Origin of the sequence: Sphingomonas sp. (genome assembly GCF_048594985.1) — a bacterium.
Classification (GTDB): domain Bacteria; phylum Pseudomonadota; class Alphaproteobacteria; order Sphingomonadales; family Sphingomonadaceae; genus Sphingomonas_I.
In genome coordinates this window covers 26,057-39,468 of record NZ_JBMDXG010000292.1, presented here as the reverse complement: position 1 = coordinate 39,468, position 13,412 = coordinate 26,057, and the positions used below count along the sequence as shown (strand labels likewise).

The following is a 13,412-nucleotide window of genomic DNA, read 5'->3' as shown; positions in this document are numbered from 1 at the left end:
CTTGGCACCCGGCATCGTCCCGCCCTTGAACGCGATCCAGCGCGCGAACTGCGCAGGCGGCACGACCTCCACCGCAATCGGCATATAAGCGTGGCGCGCGCCGCACAGCTCCGAACACTGGCCGAAATAGACGCCGGGGCGGTCAATCTTGAACCACGTCTCGTTGAGGCGGCCGGGGATCGAATCCATCTTCACCCACGCGGCCGGCAGGGCGAAGCTGTGGATCACGTCGTTCGAGGTGGTGATGATCTTCACCGTGGCGCCGGCGGGCACCACCATCCGTTCGTCGACCGCCAGCAGGCGCGGACCATCGGCGTCGGTGCGGAAGCGCTTGCCGTTGGCGTCCGCCTTTTCCGGCAGCATGTTCGACACGACTTCGAAATCGCCGTTATCGGGATATTGGAACGTCCAGTACCACTGGTTGCCGATCGCCTTGATCGTCAAGTCGGCCTTGGGCGGCGAATATTGATGCGCGAGCAGGCGGATCGACGGCACCGCGATCGCCACCAGGATGAGGACCGGCAGGAGGGTCCACACGATCTCGATCACCGTATTGTGGTGCGTCTTCGATGGGATCGGGTTGGCGGCCGCGCGATAGCGCATGATCACCCACAGCAGCAGCGCGAGCACGAAGATCGAGATGATCGCCATCATCGGCATCAGGATCGAATCGTGGAACCACGCGGCCTCGTGCCCGATCGCGGTCTGTTGCGGCTGCAGCCCGACATGCTCGGTCGGCTGGCCGATCCCCGGCGTCGGCACGAGATGCTGGATATCCGCCGGCTTGGCGGGCGCGGGCGCCGTCGCAGCCGCCGGATCCGCCGTGGCGGCCGGCAGCGTCTGCGCGGACAGGGGGCTTGCGATGATTGCCGCCCCCATGAACATGGCGAGGAGCGAACCCCGTATTGCCTTCACCACTCGGATCCTTCCCCCGCTTATTGAATCGTTTTCGGGCCGGCGGGACGGCGCGGCCTCGGAAGGCCGGGTCCGCCTAGCCCGTGTCAACACCGGTTCGGACGGAAATGCAAGCTGTTGAAGGGCGGCGCAACGCGGTCTAACGCGCGGCGACCGGATGGACGGGGGACGATGCGCGTATGACCGACGACGAGATTCTGGCCGAGTTCCGGGCGGCGGACGCCCTGCTCGAGGGGCATTTCATCCTGTCGTCGGGCCTGCGCAGCCCGCGCTACCTGCAATGCGCGCGCGTGTTGATGAACCCGCGCCGCGCCGCGCGGCTGGCCGAGGCGCTCGCCGCACGCCTTCCCGCCGATCTTCGCGCGACGATCGAGGCGGTCGTCTCGCCCGCGATGGGCGGCGTGATCGTCGGACACGAAATGGGCCGCGCCCTGGGGGTCGAGGCGATGTTCGTCGAACGGCCGACCGGCACGTTCGAGCTGCGGCGCGGCTTCGCGCTCAGGCCCGGCCAGAAGGTGCTGATGGTCGAGGACGTGGTCACCACCGGCCTGTCCTCGCGCGAGGCGATCGCCGCGATCACGGCGGCGGGCGGCGAGGTGATCGCGGGCGCGGCCCTGGTCGACCGGTCGAACGGCGCGGTGGAGCTAGGCGTCCCGTTCTTCCCGCTGATCCGACTGGACGTGCCGTCCTATGCGGCGGACGCGCTTCCGCCGGAACTGGCAGCAATTCCCGCGATCAAGCCGGGCAGCCGCGCGGCCGCATGATGCCCGGCAGGCTCCGCCTCGGCGTCAACATCGACCATGTGGCGACCGTCCGCAATGCGCGCGGCGGCGTGACGCCGGACCCGATCCGCGCGGCCGAGATCGCGCAGGCGGCCGGCGCCGACGGCATCACCGCGCATCTGCGTGAGGATCGCCGCCATATCATCGACGAGGATCTTGCCCGGCTGATGGGATCGATCGCGATCCCGCTCAACATGGAGATGGCGGCGACCGAGGAGATGGTGGCGCTCGCGCTGCATCACCGCCCGCACGCGGCCTGCATCGTTCCCGAACGGCGCGAGGAGGTCACGACCGAAGGCGGACTCGACGCCGCGGGCCAGCACAATCACCTGAAGCCGCTGATCGGCCGGCTGTCGGACGCCGGCATCCGCGTCAGCCTGTTCATCGAGCCGTCGGAACGGCAGATCGAGGCGGCGATGCATCTCGGCGCGCCGGTGGTCGAATTTCACACCGGCGCCTATGCCCATGCCGAGGGCGAGGCGCAGACCCGCGAGCTCCGCCGCATCGCCGACATGGCGGCGCTGGCGGCGAAGAACGGGATCGAGCCGCATGCCGGGCATGGCCTGACCTACGACAATGTCATGCCGGTCGCGGCGATCCCGCAGCTCGCCGAGCTCAATATCGGCCATTTCCTGATCGGCGAGGCGATCTTCGTCGGCCTCGACGCCAGCGTCCGGCGGATGCGCGAATTGATGGACGCGGCGCGGTGATCGTCGGGCTCGGATCGGACCTTTGCAATATCGAGCGGATCCAGCATTCGCTCGACCGCTTCGGCGAGCGCTTCATCGATCGCTGCTTCACCGATATCGAGCGGGCCAAGGCCGAGCGCCGGACGATGACGCGCGCCGCGACCTACGCCAAGCGCTTCGCCGCGAAGGAGGCTTTCTCCAAGGCGATCGGCACCGGTTTCGCGCAGGGCGTGTTCCTGAAGGACATCGGCGTGGTCAACCTGCCGTCGGGCGCGCCGACGCTGGCGCTGACCGGCGGAGCCAAGGGCAAGCTTGACGCGTTGACCCCACCGGGCCACGCCGTGGACATTCACGTGACGCTCACCGACGACCATCCATGGGCGCAGGCGTTCGTGATTTTGTATGCGCGCAGGCTTTGAACAGGGACCAACCGTTGAGCGACACGAAGACCAGCCCCGTCATGCGGGCGAGCGGCGAGCCTGCGAAGGACAAGGGCGGCACCGACTGGTGGGCGGAGATCAAGAGCTTCGTGTGGCTGGTGCTGGCCGTGCTGGGCGTGTGGAGCTTCGTTGCCAAGCCCTTCTACATCCCGTCCGAATCGATGATGCCGACCTTGATCAAGGGCGACCGGCTGGTCGTGACCAAATATCCCTATGGCTGGTCCTACGTTTCGCCTTCGCCCTTTCATCTTTTGCCGTTCATCCACGGCCGCCTGTTCGGGCGCATGCCCGAGCGCGGCGACGTGGTGATCGTGAAGCCGCCGGGCGCCGATTCGGATTATATCAAGCGCGTCATCGGCCTGCCGGGTGATCGGATCGCGGTGCGCGAGGGCGTCGTCTACCTGAACGGCACGCCGGTGAAGCGGGTGCAGATCTCCCCCACGCGGCTACCGATCGACCCCAACCTGCCCTGCGACAACGACAATGAAGCGCCGTTCCAGGTCGCGGGCGCGGACGGCAAGCGCTATTGCGCGCTTCCGCGCTATCGCGAGACGCTGCCCAACGGCGTAAGCTACGACACGATCGACCTCGGCTATCGTCCCGGCAGCCCGGACGATTTCGAGGAGACCGAGGTGCCGGAAGGCCACCTGTTCCTGATGGGCGACAATCGCGACGAGAGCGCCGACAGCCGCGTCTCCTCCTACCAGATGGGGCTGGGCGGGCCGGTGCCGTGGGAGAATATCGGCGGCCGCGCCGAATTCATCACCTTCTCCTATGACGGCTCGACCAGCTACTTCAATCCGCTCACCTGGGTGACCGCGCTGCGCGGCGGCCGCGCCGGCACCAGCCTGCGCCCCGACGAAAACAAATAATGCGCAAGCCGTCGGGCCCCCGCGAGCAACCAGGCCCGACGGATTTCGCCGATCCGCTGACGCAGCGCGAGTTCCAGCGCGCGGCGGTGTGGATCGGAATGGTCACGGCGGTGATCGCCCTGTGGTTCCTGGCGCAGCCGCTGCTGTTGATCGTCGGCGGGCTGGTGTTCGCCGCGATTCTCGACGGCGGCACGCGCCTGCTGGGCCGCGTCCTGCCGATCGCGCGCGGCTGGCGGCTGGCGATCGTCACGCTCGCCGGCTTCGCCTTCATCATCTGGACCTGCGTCTATGCCGGCGCGACGATCGCCGCGCAGGCCGAGATTTTGCGCGGGGTGATCCAGACGCAACTTCAGGGGTTGCTCGATTGGGGCCGTTCGGTCGGGATCGTCACCGGCAACAATCAGATGGCCGATATCGGACGGCAGCTGATGGGCTCGCTCGGTCGGCTGACCTCGGCCGTCGGCACCGCGCTCGGCGCGATATCGAGCCTGGCGATGATCCTCGTGATCGGTATCTTCGTCGCGATCGAACCGCGCCTGTACGAACGCGGCTTTGCCTGGATGCTGCCGCTCAATCGGCGCGAGGCATTCTATGCCACCTCGACGCGGATGGGGCGGACGTTGCGCCTGCTGATGGCGGGCCGCCTGCTGGGCATGGCGGTCGAAGGCGTGTTCACCGGCGTGTTCGCGGCGATCGTCGGCATTCCGATGGCGGCGCTGATCGGGCTCATCACCGGCCTGCTCGCCTTCCTGCCCAATATCGGCGCGATCGTATCGGGTGTGCTGATCGTGCTGGTCGGCTTTTCCGCCGGGTTCGAAACCGGCATCTGGGCGATCGTGATCTACGCGGTGGTTCAGATCATCGACGGCTATCTGATCGTGCCGATGGTCGCCAAACGCTCGGTCGATCTCGCCCCAGCGCTGGTGCTGGGCGCGCAGCTGCTGTTCGGCGCGCTGTTTGGCATCCTCGGCCTGGCGCTCGCCGACCCGATCATCGCGATGATCAAGGTTCTGCTCGAGGAAAAGAGTGAGAATGCAGCGGAGGAAGCGAGCGCGGCCTGACCGCGCTGCTTCCCGACCCTTTATTGCTGCGGGACGGCGTCGGGTTGCTGTTGGACGGCATCCGGGGGCAGCTGGCTCGGATCGATCTGCATGCCCGGCGGCAGCGCCTGTTCGGGCATCGCCGCGAAATCGATGAGCGTGATGTCGAACGTCAGCACCGAGTTGGGCGGAATCGGCCCGGCCGCGCGATCGCCATAAGCAAGATGCGGCGGCAGCCAGACGCGATATTTGGCGCCCTTCGACATCAGCGTCAGCGCCTCGGCAAAGCCCGGCACAACGCCCGCGACCGGAAGCTGCACAGGGTGGCCCGGCTCGCTCGCGTCGAACTGCGTGCCGTCGATCAGGGCACCGCGATATTCGATCGAGGCGACGTCGTTCGGCGTCGGATGGGGGCCGACGCCCGCCTGAAGCACCTGATATTGCACACCCGAGACCGTGCTCTTCACGCCCGGCCGGCGCGCATTCGCCTGCAGGAAATCGTCGGGCGACATGGCCGACAGCGCCGGCTTCTCCGCCGTCGCCCAGGCGGTAGCGACGCCACCGACAAGAAGGCAAGCGACGCCCGCCCACAAAGCGATGAGCCCCTTCCGACCAACAGGACGAAGCGGGACGGCCGTGATCTCGGACACGGAATCAGGCCTTAACGGGCCTGATCGCGCTCGGCGCGCTTGCGCTCCAGCTTGCGGGCGCGGCGGACGGCGGCGGCACGCTCGCGCGCGCGCTTTTCCGACGGCTTCTCATAATGGCGGCGCAGCTTCATCTCGCGGTAGACGCCCTCGCGCTGCAGCTTCTTCTTGAGCGCGCGCAGCGCCTGGTCGACATTGTTGTCGCGAACGATGATCTGCATAAAAACCTATGTCTCCCGTCAGCCGGCGCGTCCACCGGCCTGGCAATAATCGATTGTCGCCACGGACAGTGCCCGCGTCGTGAAGCGGCGCCCCTACCAGCGCGCGTCCGATTCTTCAACCCTCAGCCGAAGCGGAAGGCGGAGACCGTCCATCCGATCACATGGTCGCGGAACAGATGCACGGCAGGATCGTCGCCCCCCGCCCCCAAAGCGACCATCAGGGGCAGCAGATGCTCCTCGCGCGGATGGGCGAAGCGCGCCTGCGGCAAGGTGCGCCAGTCGGCGATCCGGGCGCGGCGGCGATCGGGATCCGGATCGGTCGCGGCGGCGGCAAGCGCGTTGTCGAACGCGTCCGCCTGCGCTTCCACCGGCTGACCGATCGTCCGCATGTTGTGGAAACTCATGCCCGATCCGACGATCAGCACGCCGTCGTCGCGGAGCGGGGCCAGCGCCGCGCCGGCGCGGATGTGGTCGACGGGATCGAGATCGCGGCGGAGCGACAGTTGCGTGACCGGAATGTCGGCACCGGGCAACATGACCTTAAGGGGGATGAACACGCCGTGGTCCCAGCCGCGTGCCTCCTCCTCCGCCGTGGCAAAGCCGGCGGCGGCGAGTCGCGCCGCAGCCGCGCGCGCGACATCCGGCGCGCCGGGCGCATCCCAGCGCAGGCGGTAGGTGTGTGGCGGGAAGCCCGAATAGTCGAACAGCAGATCTGGCTTCGTACCGGTGTGGACGGTGAAACGCGTTTCTTCCCAATGCCCCGATATGACGAGGATCGCACGCGGACGTTCGGGCAAGGCAGACACGATCGCGCCAAGATGATCACGCATCGACCGCCACATCGGCGGGCAGGAGCCGTCAGGTTCGAGGAAAAAACAGGGACCGCCACCATGGGGCACGAACAGGCTCGGCTGGCGCATCGCCCTCATATTGGGGCCTCAAAGAACTTTTGAAGGGCTGACAAGAGCCGGCCGCGCGCCTAAGCCGCCGGCGCGCACACGGGCAAGGGGGCGGCCATGAGCGAGATCGACGAGGACATCGCCGTACCGGCCGCCATTGCCGAGGCGCCGTCGACGCCGCATGATTCCGACGACCGGCTGAAACCCGAATTCGTGGCGGAGGTCGTCGCCGCGGTCGAGGCGGGCGATGTCGCGCGTGCGTGCGAACTGGTCGATCCACTGCATCCCGCCGACATCGCCGACCTGTTCGAACTCGCGCCGGCCGAGCAGCGCAAGCCGCTCGCCGCCGCGCTGGCCGACCTGCTCGACGGCGACGTGCTGGCCGAGATGAACGACTGGGTGCGCGACCAAGTGCTGGAGGCGCTGAGCGCGCAGCAGGTCGCCGACCTCGCCTCCGAACTCGATACCGACGACGCGGTCGCGATCCTCGAGGACATGGAGCCCGAGGACCAGCGCGAGGTGCTCCACGCGATGGAGCCCGAGGATCGCGCCGCGATCGAGGAGGCGCTGTCCTACCCCGAGGAGTCCGCCGGCCGCCTGATGCAGCGCGATCTGATCGCGGTGCCCGAACATTGGACCGTCCGCGACGTGATCGCCTATCTGCGCGGCAACGACGATCTGACCACGGATTTCTGGGAAATCTTCGTCGTCGACGTCGCGCACAAGCCGGTCGGCACGTGCAAGGTGTCGTGGGTGATGCGCGCGCCCGACGAGGCGCCGATCGCCGAGGTGATGGCGCGAGAGCAGACGTTGATCCCGGCCGAGATGGATCAGGAGGAGGTGGCGCTCCGCTTTCAGAAATATGCGCTCATCTCGGCGGCGGTGGTCGATCGCACCGGGCGCCTGGTCGGCATGATCACGGTCGACGACATCGTCCACATCATCCAGGAGGAGGCGGGCGAGGACGCGCTGCTGCTCAGCCAGGCGGGCGACGGCGACATCAACGAGCCGGTGCTGGATTCCTATCGCGCGCGCGTCCGCTGGCTGCTCGCGAACCTGCTCACCGCGCTCGTCGCGTCGACCGTGATCGGCATATTCGAACATACGATCGAACGGATGGTCGCGCTCGCCACGCTGATGCCGATCGTCGCGGGCGTCGGCGGCAATGCCGGCACGCAGACGATGGCGGTCACGGTCCGCGCGATCGCGACCAACCAGCTCACCCGGTCGAACACCGCGCGTTCGATCATGCGCGAGCTGCGCGTGGCCATGCTCAACGGATCGACCGTCGCGGTGACGATCGGGATCGGCGTGGCGCTGGTGTTCCAGAACCCCGCGCTGGGGGGCGTGATCGCGGCGGCGATGATGACCAACATCCTGATCGCCGGGCTGGCGGGCGTTCTCATGCCGATCACGCTCGACCGGCTTCAGGTCGATCCGGCGGTGGCGTCGTCGATCTTCGTGACGATGATCACCGACTCGATGGGTTTCCTCGCCTTTCTCGGACTCGCCACCGCGACCGGCCTCGCGGGGGCTTGAAGCCCGCCTCGGCGGCGCCAGATTGAGGAGGATGCATCCGCTCAATCTCACCAAGGTCGCCGTCGGCTGCGCCGATGCCGACACGCTTCTGGCGCGGCTGGCCGGGCGCGAGGCGGGCGGCGAGACCTTCATCACCACCCGCTACCGCCCGACCCGCCATGGCGAGCTGATCGGCGGCTCGCTCTACTGGATCGTCAAGCATCAGCTGATCGCGCGCAGCCCGATCCTCGGCTTTGCGGAGGATGAGCGCGGCCATTGCCTGATCAGGCTCAGGCCGGGGTTGCTGCTCGTCCGCACCCGGCCCAAGCGCGCGCATCAGGGCTGGCGCTACCTGCCCGGGTCCGACGCGCCGCTCGATCTTGGCGAGGGCGAAGCGGACGAACTCGCCGCGCTCCCGCCCCAGCTCGCCCGCGCGCTCGCGGCCCTGGCGCTGGTCTAACGCAAACCTCGTCGTCCCCCTGAAGGCAGGGACCCGTGTCTCGTTCGGCTAAAGAGGGCGCCGATGCCTTGGATCGCCCGCCGCCCGCCTCAGCGGCAATGCACGTCGCCCGGCCCGCTCTTCCGGATCTGGCAGGTGGCGCCGCCCTGGACGTGAATGTCGCCCGGCCCGGACAGCGTACCGCGCGCACTGCCCGTGGCGCCGATGCTGATGTCGCCGGGCCCGCTCAGCGAAAGATCGGCATCGCGCACGACGAGGCCGCCGGCGCGCACGTCGCCCGGCCCGCTCAGGCGGATGCGCGCCGTCCGCGCGCGTCCCGCGACCGTCACGCCGCCCGGCCCCGACAGGCCGATCGTCACGCTGTCCGCCTGCAGGGCGCCGATGTTGATGTCGCCCGGGCCGGACAATGTGGCGGAAAAAGCCCCCGCCCGCACGCGATCGACCGACAGATTGCCGGGGCCCGAGAGCGAAACGCCAGTCAGCGCCGGGACGGTGACGTCAATCACCGCCTTCATACCGCTGCCCCAGTTCCACCACGATCCCTGCCGAGTGCCGATCACCAGCTCGCCGCCGCGCACCGTCACCTCCAGCCGCTCGAGCGCCTTGTCGGTCCCGTCGGCGCGCACCGCCGGGCGACCGCCGGTATGGACGCGCACGTCGAAGGGCGTCGAATTCTTGACCCGGTCGAAGCCACCGACCGGAAAGCTGCGCACGGCGGCCGGGGCGGCAACCGGCAGCACGGCGAGCGAAAGGGCTGAGGCAATGACCAAGCGCATCGGGTCCACTCCACTGTTGTAGTACAGTGATACACCTGAAGATCCGGCCAGGCAAGTCGCGCCGCATCCGCTGCGGGCAAAGAAAAAGGCGGCGCTCCGTTGGGAGCGCCGCCTTGTCCTGTTTGGCGAAGCGGGCCCGTCAGGCCGTCGCCGCCGCCTTGTTGTGGATCGCGGCGGCCGCGCGCAGGATGTCGAGAATCTTCACCTGCGCCGCTGGCTCGTCGACCTGCTCCATCGCGGCAAGCTCTCGCGCGAGACGGCTGCACGCCGCTTCGAAGATTTGCCGCTCGGAATAGCTCTGCTCGGGCTGGTCCTCGGCGCGGAACAGGTCGCGCACCACCTCGGCGATCGACACGAGGTCGCCCGAGTTGATCTTTGCTTCATATTCCTGCGCGCGGCGCGACCACATCGTGCGCTTGACCTTGGGCTTGCCCTTCAGCGTGGCGAGCGCGTCGCCCATCTGCGCGTTCGACGACAGCTTGCGCATGCCGACGCTTTCGGCCTTGTTGGTCGGCACGCGGAGCGTCATCCGCTCCTTTTCGAAACGCAGGACGTAGAGTTCGAGCTTGGCGCCCGCAATTTCCTGGCTTTGCAGTTCGACCACCCGGCCGACACCATGTTTGGGATAGACAACGTAATCGCCGACGACGAAGCTCAGCGCCTTGGCAGCCATGTAAGACCTTTCCGCTTCAAACGAACCGCGCGGTCCCGACGAGTCCTGACGAAGGCCCGGCGGCAACAGGGGCGGTCGGAATAGTATCCAGTCTCTTTACGCGCACCCGTGCGGCACGCGCTTCTTGCGGCTGCTTGTAACAGAATTACCACGCATATGCCAGCTTTTGTGGCCGTGCGCCGCGCCGGGGTCAGTCGCCCTGGCCCGGCTCCGGCGAAAAGTGGTTCTCATACTTGTCGGCGACGTTCTTCCACGCATCGGCGTCGGCGGGCGCATCGCGCTTGCGCGTGATGTTCGGCCACTGGGCGGAGAAGGTGCCGTTGAGTTCGAGCCACTTTTCGAGCCCGTTCTCGGTATCGGGCAGGATCGCCTCGGCGGGGCATTCGGGCTCGCACACGCCGCAGTCGATGCACTCGCTCGGATTGATGACGAGCATGTTCTCGCCCTCGTAGAAGCAATCCACCGGACAGACCTCGACGCAGTCCATATATTTGCAGCGGATGCAGGCGTCGGTGACGACGTAGGTCATGGGAAGCTCCTTGGGACGCGGGCGCGCATATGGCGCGGGCGCGCGGGGGTCAACCGACGGCGGGCTTGAGGTCGGTATAGCAGGCCTGTGCCTCGGCCGCCGGACCGCGTCTGACCGGGAGGGCCTCGACCCGCAGCACGCGCACCCGATCGTTGAGCGGAAAGGTCAGCACCGATCCCGCCCGCACCTCGGCATGGGCGCGATCGACCACGCGCCCGTCCAGCCGCATATGCCCTTCCGCCACGATGCGCTGCGCCAGCGTGCGCGTCTTCACCAGCCGGGCGAAGAACAGGAACTTGTCGATCCGCACCTAACCGCGCAGCCCCGCCAGCACGCCGAAGGCGTTGCCGGGCCGCGCCTTGGGGGGGCGCCGCTCGGGATCGGCGCGTCGTCCCTTCCAGACCCAGCCCTGTTCGGCCGCGCGGAAGCCGAGCGCGAGCATCAGCTGCGCGAAGCTCGCCGGCATCAACCCGAGCGAGGTGGCGAGGCCCGGATCGGGCACGAACACCGCCCGCCCGGTGCGCGCGTCATGTGCGTTCCGGGCGAGCCGCTCGGCCTGGTCGACGCGCAGCATCTGCGCGCCGAACGGGCGGAAGCCCGCCATGACGAACGCGGCGCAGGCCGGCGCGTCGGGCGGGGTCGGGACCGAGACCGCGCCGATCGGCGGCAGCGCGGGCATCGTGCCCCCGTCCTGCGCGACCGACAGCGCCACGCGCCAGCGCGCCGGCTCGGGCTTGATCAGCGCGGGCAGAAAGACGTCGAGCGTGCCGATGCGCAGGCCGAGCCGGCTGAGCGGCGCGCGCAACGTGCGATCAAGCCCTGCCAGCACCGCCGCGACCTCGTGCCGCGCCAGCACGCCCCCCGCCTCGCCCAGCGGCGCGAGCAGCGCGCGCACCGCGCCGGGCTGGTCGGGGTCGCGCGCGGCGGCGAGGACCTGCGCAAGCGGCGCGAGATGGCGGCCCACCGCATGGTCCAGCCAGGACCGCAGGCGCCCCAGTACGCCTTCGCGCTCCGCCGGCGCGAGGATATCGAGCGCGCGATGGAGCGCGATCCGGGGCGTGAGCAGCCCCTTGCCGCGCTCCAGCCGCGCCACCACGTCGCCGCGCCAGAACAGTGCGACCGGCCGGCCCGGATCGGTCGCGAGACTGAATTGCGCGTCCTCGTCGGCGATCAGGTCACGCGCGCGCCGCGTCAGCTCCGCGCCGAGCCGCCGTTCGGCCGCCGCCATCAGCCGCTTCATATCGCCATGGCGGGCCGAAGCATCGGCCTTGAAGCGGAACCCGATCAGTTCGCCGATCGCCTCCCCATCGACGGTGACGGTGCCGTCCTCCGCGACCTTCATCGGCAGCAGGTCCGTCCCCTTCGCGCCCAGATCGCGCATCAGCACCGAGGTGCGCCGGTCGACGAAGCGTTGCGTCAGCCGCTGGTGGAGCGCGTCCGACAGCCTTTCCTCCAGCGCGCGGGTCCGCTCGGCCCACAGGCCCGGATCGGCGAGCCAGTCGGGGCGGTGCGCGATATAGGCCCAGGTCCTGACCGCCGCGAGCCGATCGGCCAGCGTCTCGACATCGCCCTGCACCGTATCGAGCCGCGACAGTTCCTCGGCGAACCACGGCACGGGCAGGCGGCGGTCACCCTCGCTCAGATGCGCGAAGATACGGCCGACCAGGCGGCTGTGCGGCTCGGCCCCGGTCTTGCGGAAGTCGGGCAGCCCGCACGCCGTCCACAGCCGGCCGACCATTTCGCGACCGCGCGCGCGCTCGCGCACCCACGGTTCATCGGCCAGCCGCTTGAGCACGGCGAGGTCGATCGCCTGCGGCGCGGCGCGCAGACCGGGGCGGTCGGGCCGGCGTTCGAGATCGGCGATCAGCCGGTCGAGCGACGCCAGGCCCGGTTCGCCCTCGCGCCAGTAAAGGTGGTCGAGCGGCGGGAAGCGATGCTCCTCGATCGCCAGCACCTCGTCATCCTCAAACCGCGCCGCCTGCCCCTCCAGCCCGAGCGTCCCGAAACTCCCGTCACGCTGGTGCCGGCCCGCGCGCCCCGCGATCTGCGCCATTTCCGCGACCGTCAGCCGCCGGCTCTTGCGTCCGTCGAACTTGCGGAGCGACGCGAAGGCGACGTGCGCGACGTCCATGTTGAGGCCCATGCCGATCGCGTCGGTGGCGACCAGATAATCCACCTCGCCCGCCTGGAACATCGCGACCTGCGCGTTGCGGGTGCGGGGGGACAGCGATCCCATCACCACCGCCGCCCCACCGCGCAGGCGGCGCAGCATCTCCGCCACGGCATAGACCTCCTCGGCGGAGAAGGCGACGACCACCGACCGCTTCGGCAGGCGCGACAGTTTCGCCGGCCCCGCATAGGTCAGCGTCGAGAAGCGCGGGCGGGTGATGATCTCCACGTCCGGCGTCAGCGCGCGCAGCATCGGCCGCAGCGCCTCCGACCCCAGCACCATCGTTTCCTCGCGCCCGCGCGCGCGCAGCAGCCGGTCGGTGAAGACGTGGCCGCGTTCGGGATCCGCTCCGAGCTGCGCCTCGTCGAGCGCCACGAAGGCGAAGTCGCGCGCCGCCGCACCGTCGCCCCCGCCGATCGGCATGCTTTCGGCGGTGGTGAGGAAGTAGCGCGCCTTGTCGGGCACGATCTTCTCCTCGCCCGTCACGAGCGCGACCGATTCCTTGCCCTTGATCGCGACGACCCGGTCGTAGACCTCGCGCGCCAGCAGACGGAGCGGAAAGCCGATCAGCCCGGAGCTGTGCCCGCACATCCGCTCGACCGCGAGGTGGGTCTTGCCCGTATTGGTCGGGCCCAGCACCGCGACGAGCGGCTGAGCGGCGAAGCGCGTCATGGCCAGAGCAGAATGGCGAATGCCCCCGCAAAAGCAAGCGAAGCGGCGGTTGCACGCAAATGATTCGACTGGGCCGGAAAAGGACTCAACTGGTCGCAGGAAAAGCCGC

The 13,412-nt window shown here is 68.8% G+C and carries 16 protein-coding genes; 7 read left to right on the top strand and 9 right to left on the bottom strand.

The features are described from left to right. On the bottom strand, window positions 1–915 hold a 915-nt coding region (gene coxB / locus ACOJSF_RS11995), incomplete at its 3' end, for a cytochrome c oxidase subunit II (RefSeq protein WP_420142429.1). A 179-nt stretch (window positions 916–1,094) separates the two neighbouring features. Here coxB and pyrE point away from each other — a divergent pair. From pyrE to ACOJSF_RS11970, 5 genes are read left to right on the top strand one after another with little or no spacing between them, the layout of a single operon-like run. Further along, the gene (gene pyrE / locus ACOJSF_RS11990; RefSeq protein ID WP_420142428.1) at window positions 1,095–1,679 is read left to right on the top strand and encodes an orotate phosphoribosyltransferase; all 585 of its coding nucleotides are present in this window, start codon (window positions 1,095–1,097) and stop codon (window positions 1,677–1,679) included. Next, complete coding sequence (locus tag ACOJSF_RS11985) at window positions 1,679–2,407, top strand: pyridoxine 5'-phosphate synthase (RefSeq protein WP_420142431.1); 729 nt, start codon at window positions 1,679–1,681, stop codon at window positions 2,405–2,407. The genes pyrE and ACOJSF_RS11985 overlap by 1 nt, the downstream gene beginning before the upstream one ends. After that, window positions 2,404–2,805, top strand: a complete 402-nt coding sequence (gene acpS / locus ACOJSF_RS11980; protein ID WP_420142427.1) for a holo-ACP synthase — start codon at window positions 2,404–2,406, stop codon at window positions 2,803–2,805. Before ACOJSF_RS11985 ends, acpS begins: the two co-directional genes overlap by 4 nt. 41 nt (window positions 2,806–2,846) lie before the next feature. Beyond that, entirely contained in the window at window positions 2,847–3,698 is an 852-nt protein-coding gene (gene lepB, locus ACOJSF_RS11975; protein WP_420142430.1) for a signal peptidase I, read from the top strand. Further along, window positions 3,698–4,759: an AI-2E family transporter gene (locus ACOJSF_RS11970; RefSeq protein WP_420142426.1), complete on the top strand. Its 1,062-nt coding sequence runs from the start codon at window positions 3,698–3,700 to the stop codon at window positions 4,757–4,759. The genes lepB and ACOJSF_RS11970 overlap by 1 nt, the downstream gene beginning before the upstream one ends. Window positions 4,760–4,779: 20 nt before the next feature. Here ACOJSF_RS11970 and ACOJSF_RS11965 read toward each other — a convergent pair whose 3' ends face one another. The 3 genes from ACOJSF_RS11965 to ACOJSF_RS11955 all read right to left on the bottom strand — a co-directional run bounded on the left by ACOJSF_RS11965 (window position 4,780) and on the right by ACOJSF_RS11955 (window position 6,526). Further along, a complete protein-coding gene (locus ACOJSF_RS11965) occupies window positions 4,780–5,388 on the bottom strand; it encodes an FKBP-type peptidyl-prolyl cis-trans isomerase (RefSeq protein ID WP_420142425.1) in 609 nt (202 codons plus the stop codon). Between the two features lie 11 nt (window positions 5,389–5,399). Further along, the gene (gene rpsU / locus ACOJSF_RS11960; protein WP_294394604.1) at window positions 5,400–5,606 is read right to left on the bottom strand and encodes a 30S ribosomal protein S21; all 207 of its coding nucleotides are present in this window, start codon (window positions 5,604–5,606) and stop codon (window positions 5,400–5,402) included. Window positions 5,607–5,728: 122 nt separating this feature from the next. Then, window positions 5,729–6,526, bottom strand: a complete 798-nt coding sequence (locus ACOJSF_RS11955) for a DODA-type extradiol aromatic ring-opening family dioxygenase (protein WP_420142424.1) — start codon at window positions 6,524–6,526, stop codon at window positions 5,729–5,731. A gap of 96 nt (window positions 6,527–6,622) precedes the next feature. On the opposite strand from ACOJSF_RS11955, the gene mgtE reads away from it, so the two are divergent. Together mgtE and ACOJSF_RS11945 are read left to right on the top strand one after the other, a co-directional pair. Further along, on the top strand, window positions 6,623–8,044 hold the full coding sequence (mgtE, locus tag ACOJSF_RS11950) for a magnesium transporter (protein WP_420142423.1): 1,422 nt from the start codon (window positions 6,623–6,625) through the stop codon (window positions 8,042–8,044). Window positions 8,045–8,075: 31 nt separating this feature from the next. Further along, on the top strand, window positions 8,076–8,483 hold the full coding sequence (locus ACOJSF_RS11945) for a DUF1489 domain-containing protein (RefSeq protein WP_420142422.1): 408 nt from the start codon (window positions 8,076–8,078) through the stop codon (window positions 8,481–8,483). An 89-nt stretch (window positions 8,484–8,572) separates the two neighbouring features. Here the strand turns inward: ACOJSF_RS11945 and ACOJSF_RS11940 are convergent, their stop codons facing one another. The 5 genes from ACOJSF_RS11940 to ACOJSF_RS11920 all read right to left on the bottom strand — a co-directional run bounded on the left by ACOJSF_RS11940 (window position 8,573) and on the right by ACOJSF_RS11920 (window position 13,303). After that, window positions 8,573–9,259 (bottom strand): head GIN domain-containing protein, encoded by a 687-nt coding sequence (locus ACOJSF_RS11940; protein ID WP_420142421.1) that lies wholly within the window; start codon window positions 9,257–9,259, stop codon window positions 8,573–8,575. A gap of 139 nt (window positions 9,260–9,398) precedes the next feature. After that, window positions 9,399–9,932: a CarD family transcriptional regulator gene (locus tag ACOJSF_RS11935; protein WP_420142420.1), complete on the bottom strand. Its 534-nt coding sequence runs from the start codon at window positions 9,930–9,932 to the stop codon at window positions 9,399–9,401. A 190-nt stretch (window positions 9,933–10,122) separates the two neighbouring features. Next, complete coding sequence (gene fdxA / locus ACOJSF_RS11930; RefSeq protein WP_420142419.1) at window positions 10,123–10,461, bottom strand: ferredoxin FdxA; 339 nt, start codon at window positions 10,459–10,461, stop codon at window positions 10,123–10,125. A 49-nt stretch (window positions 10,462–10,510) separates the two neighbouring features. Beyond that, window positions 10,511–10,771, bottom strand: coding sequence for an RNA-binding S4 domain-containing protein (locus ACOJSF_RS11925; protein WP_420142418.1), 261 nt, complete (start codon window positions 10,769–10,771; stop codon window positions 10,511–10,513). Beyond that, on the bottom strand, window positions 10,772–13,303 hold the full coding sequence (locus tag ACOJSF_RS11920; RefSeq protein ID WP_420142417.1) for a helicase-related protein: 2,532 nt from the start codon (window positions 13,301–13,303) through the stop codon (window positions 10,772–10,774). It lies immediately after the preceding gene. Window positions 13,304–13,412: the final 109 nt, after the last annotated feature.

What these genes read in the sequence shown, in the direction of transcription:
- lepB (WP_420142430.1), top strand. Translation starts at nt 2,847, where the DNA reads ATGCGGGCGAGCGGCGAGCCTGCGAAGGACAAGGGCGGCACCGACTGG.
- ACOJSF_RS11985 (WP_420142431.1), top strand. Translation starts at nt 1,679, where the DNA reads ATGCCCGGCAGGCTCCGCCTCGGCGTCAACATCGACCATGTGGCGACC.
- mgtE (WP_420142423.1), top strand. Translation starts at nt 6,623, where the DNA reads ATGAGCGAGATCGACGAGGACATCGCCGTACCGGCCGCCATTGCCGAG.
- ACOJSF_RS11920 (WP_420142417.1), bottom strand. Translation starts at nt 13,303, where the DNA reads ATGACGCGCTTCGCCGCTCAGCCGCTCGTCGCGGTGCTGGGCCCGACC.
- ACOJSF_RS11940 (WP_420142421.1), bottom strand. Translation starts at nt 9,259, where the DNA reads ATGCGCTTGGTCATTGCCTCAGCCCTTTCGCTCGCCGTGCTGCCGGTT.
- ACOJSF_RS11970 (WP_420142426.1), top strand. Translation starts at nt 3,698, where the DNA reads ATGCGCAAGCCGTCGGGCCCCCGCGAGCAACCAGGCCCGACGGATTTC.
- ACOJSF_RS11935 (WP_420142420.1), bottom strand. Translation starts at nt 9,932, where the DNA reads ATGGCTGCCAAGGCGCTGAGCTTCGTCGTCGGCGATTACGTTGTCTAT.
- rpsU (WP_294394604.1), bottom strand. Translation starts at nt 5,606, where the DNA reads ATGCAGATCATCGTTCGCGACAACAATGTCGACCAGGCGCTGCGCGCG.
- fdxA (WP_420142419.1), bottom strand. Translation starts at nt 10,461, where the DNA reads ATGACCTACGTCGTCACCGACGCCTGCATCCGCTGCAAATATATGGAC.
- pyrE (WP_420142428.1), top strand. Translation starts at nt 1,095, where the DNA reads ATGACCGACGACGAGATTCTGGCCGAGTTCCGGGCGGCGGACGCCCTG.
- ACOJSF_RS11955 (WP_420142424.1), bottom strand. Translation starts at nt 6,526, where the DNA reads ATGCGCCAGCCGAGCCTGTTCGTGCCCCATGGTGGCGGTCCCTGTTTT.
- ACOJSF_RS11945 (WP_420142422.1), top strand. Translation starts at nt 8,076, where the DNA reads ATGCATCCGCTCAATCTCACCAAGGTCGCCGTCGGCTGCGCCGATGCC.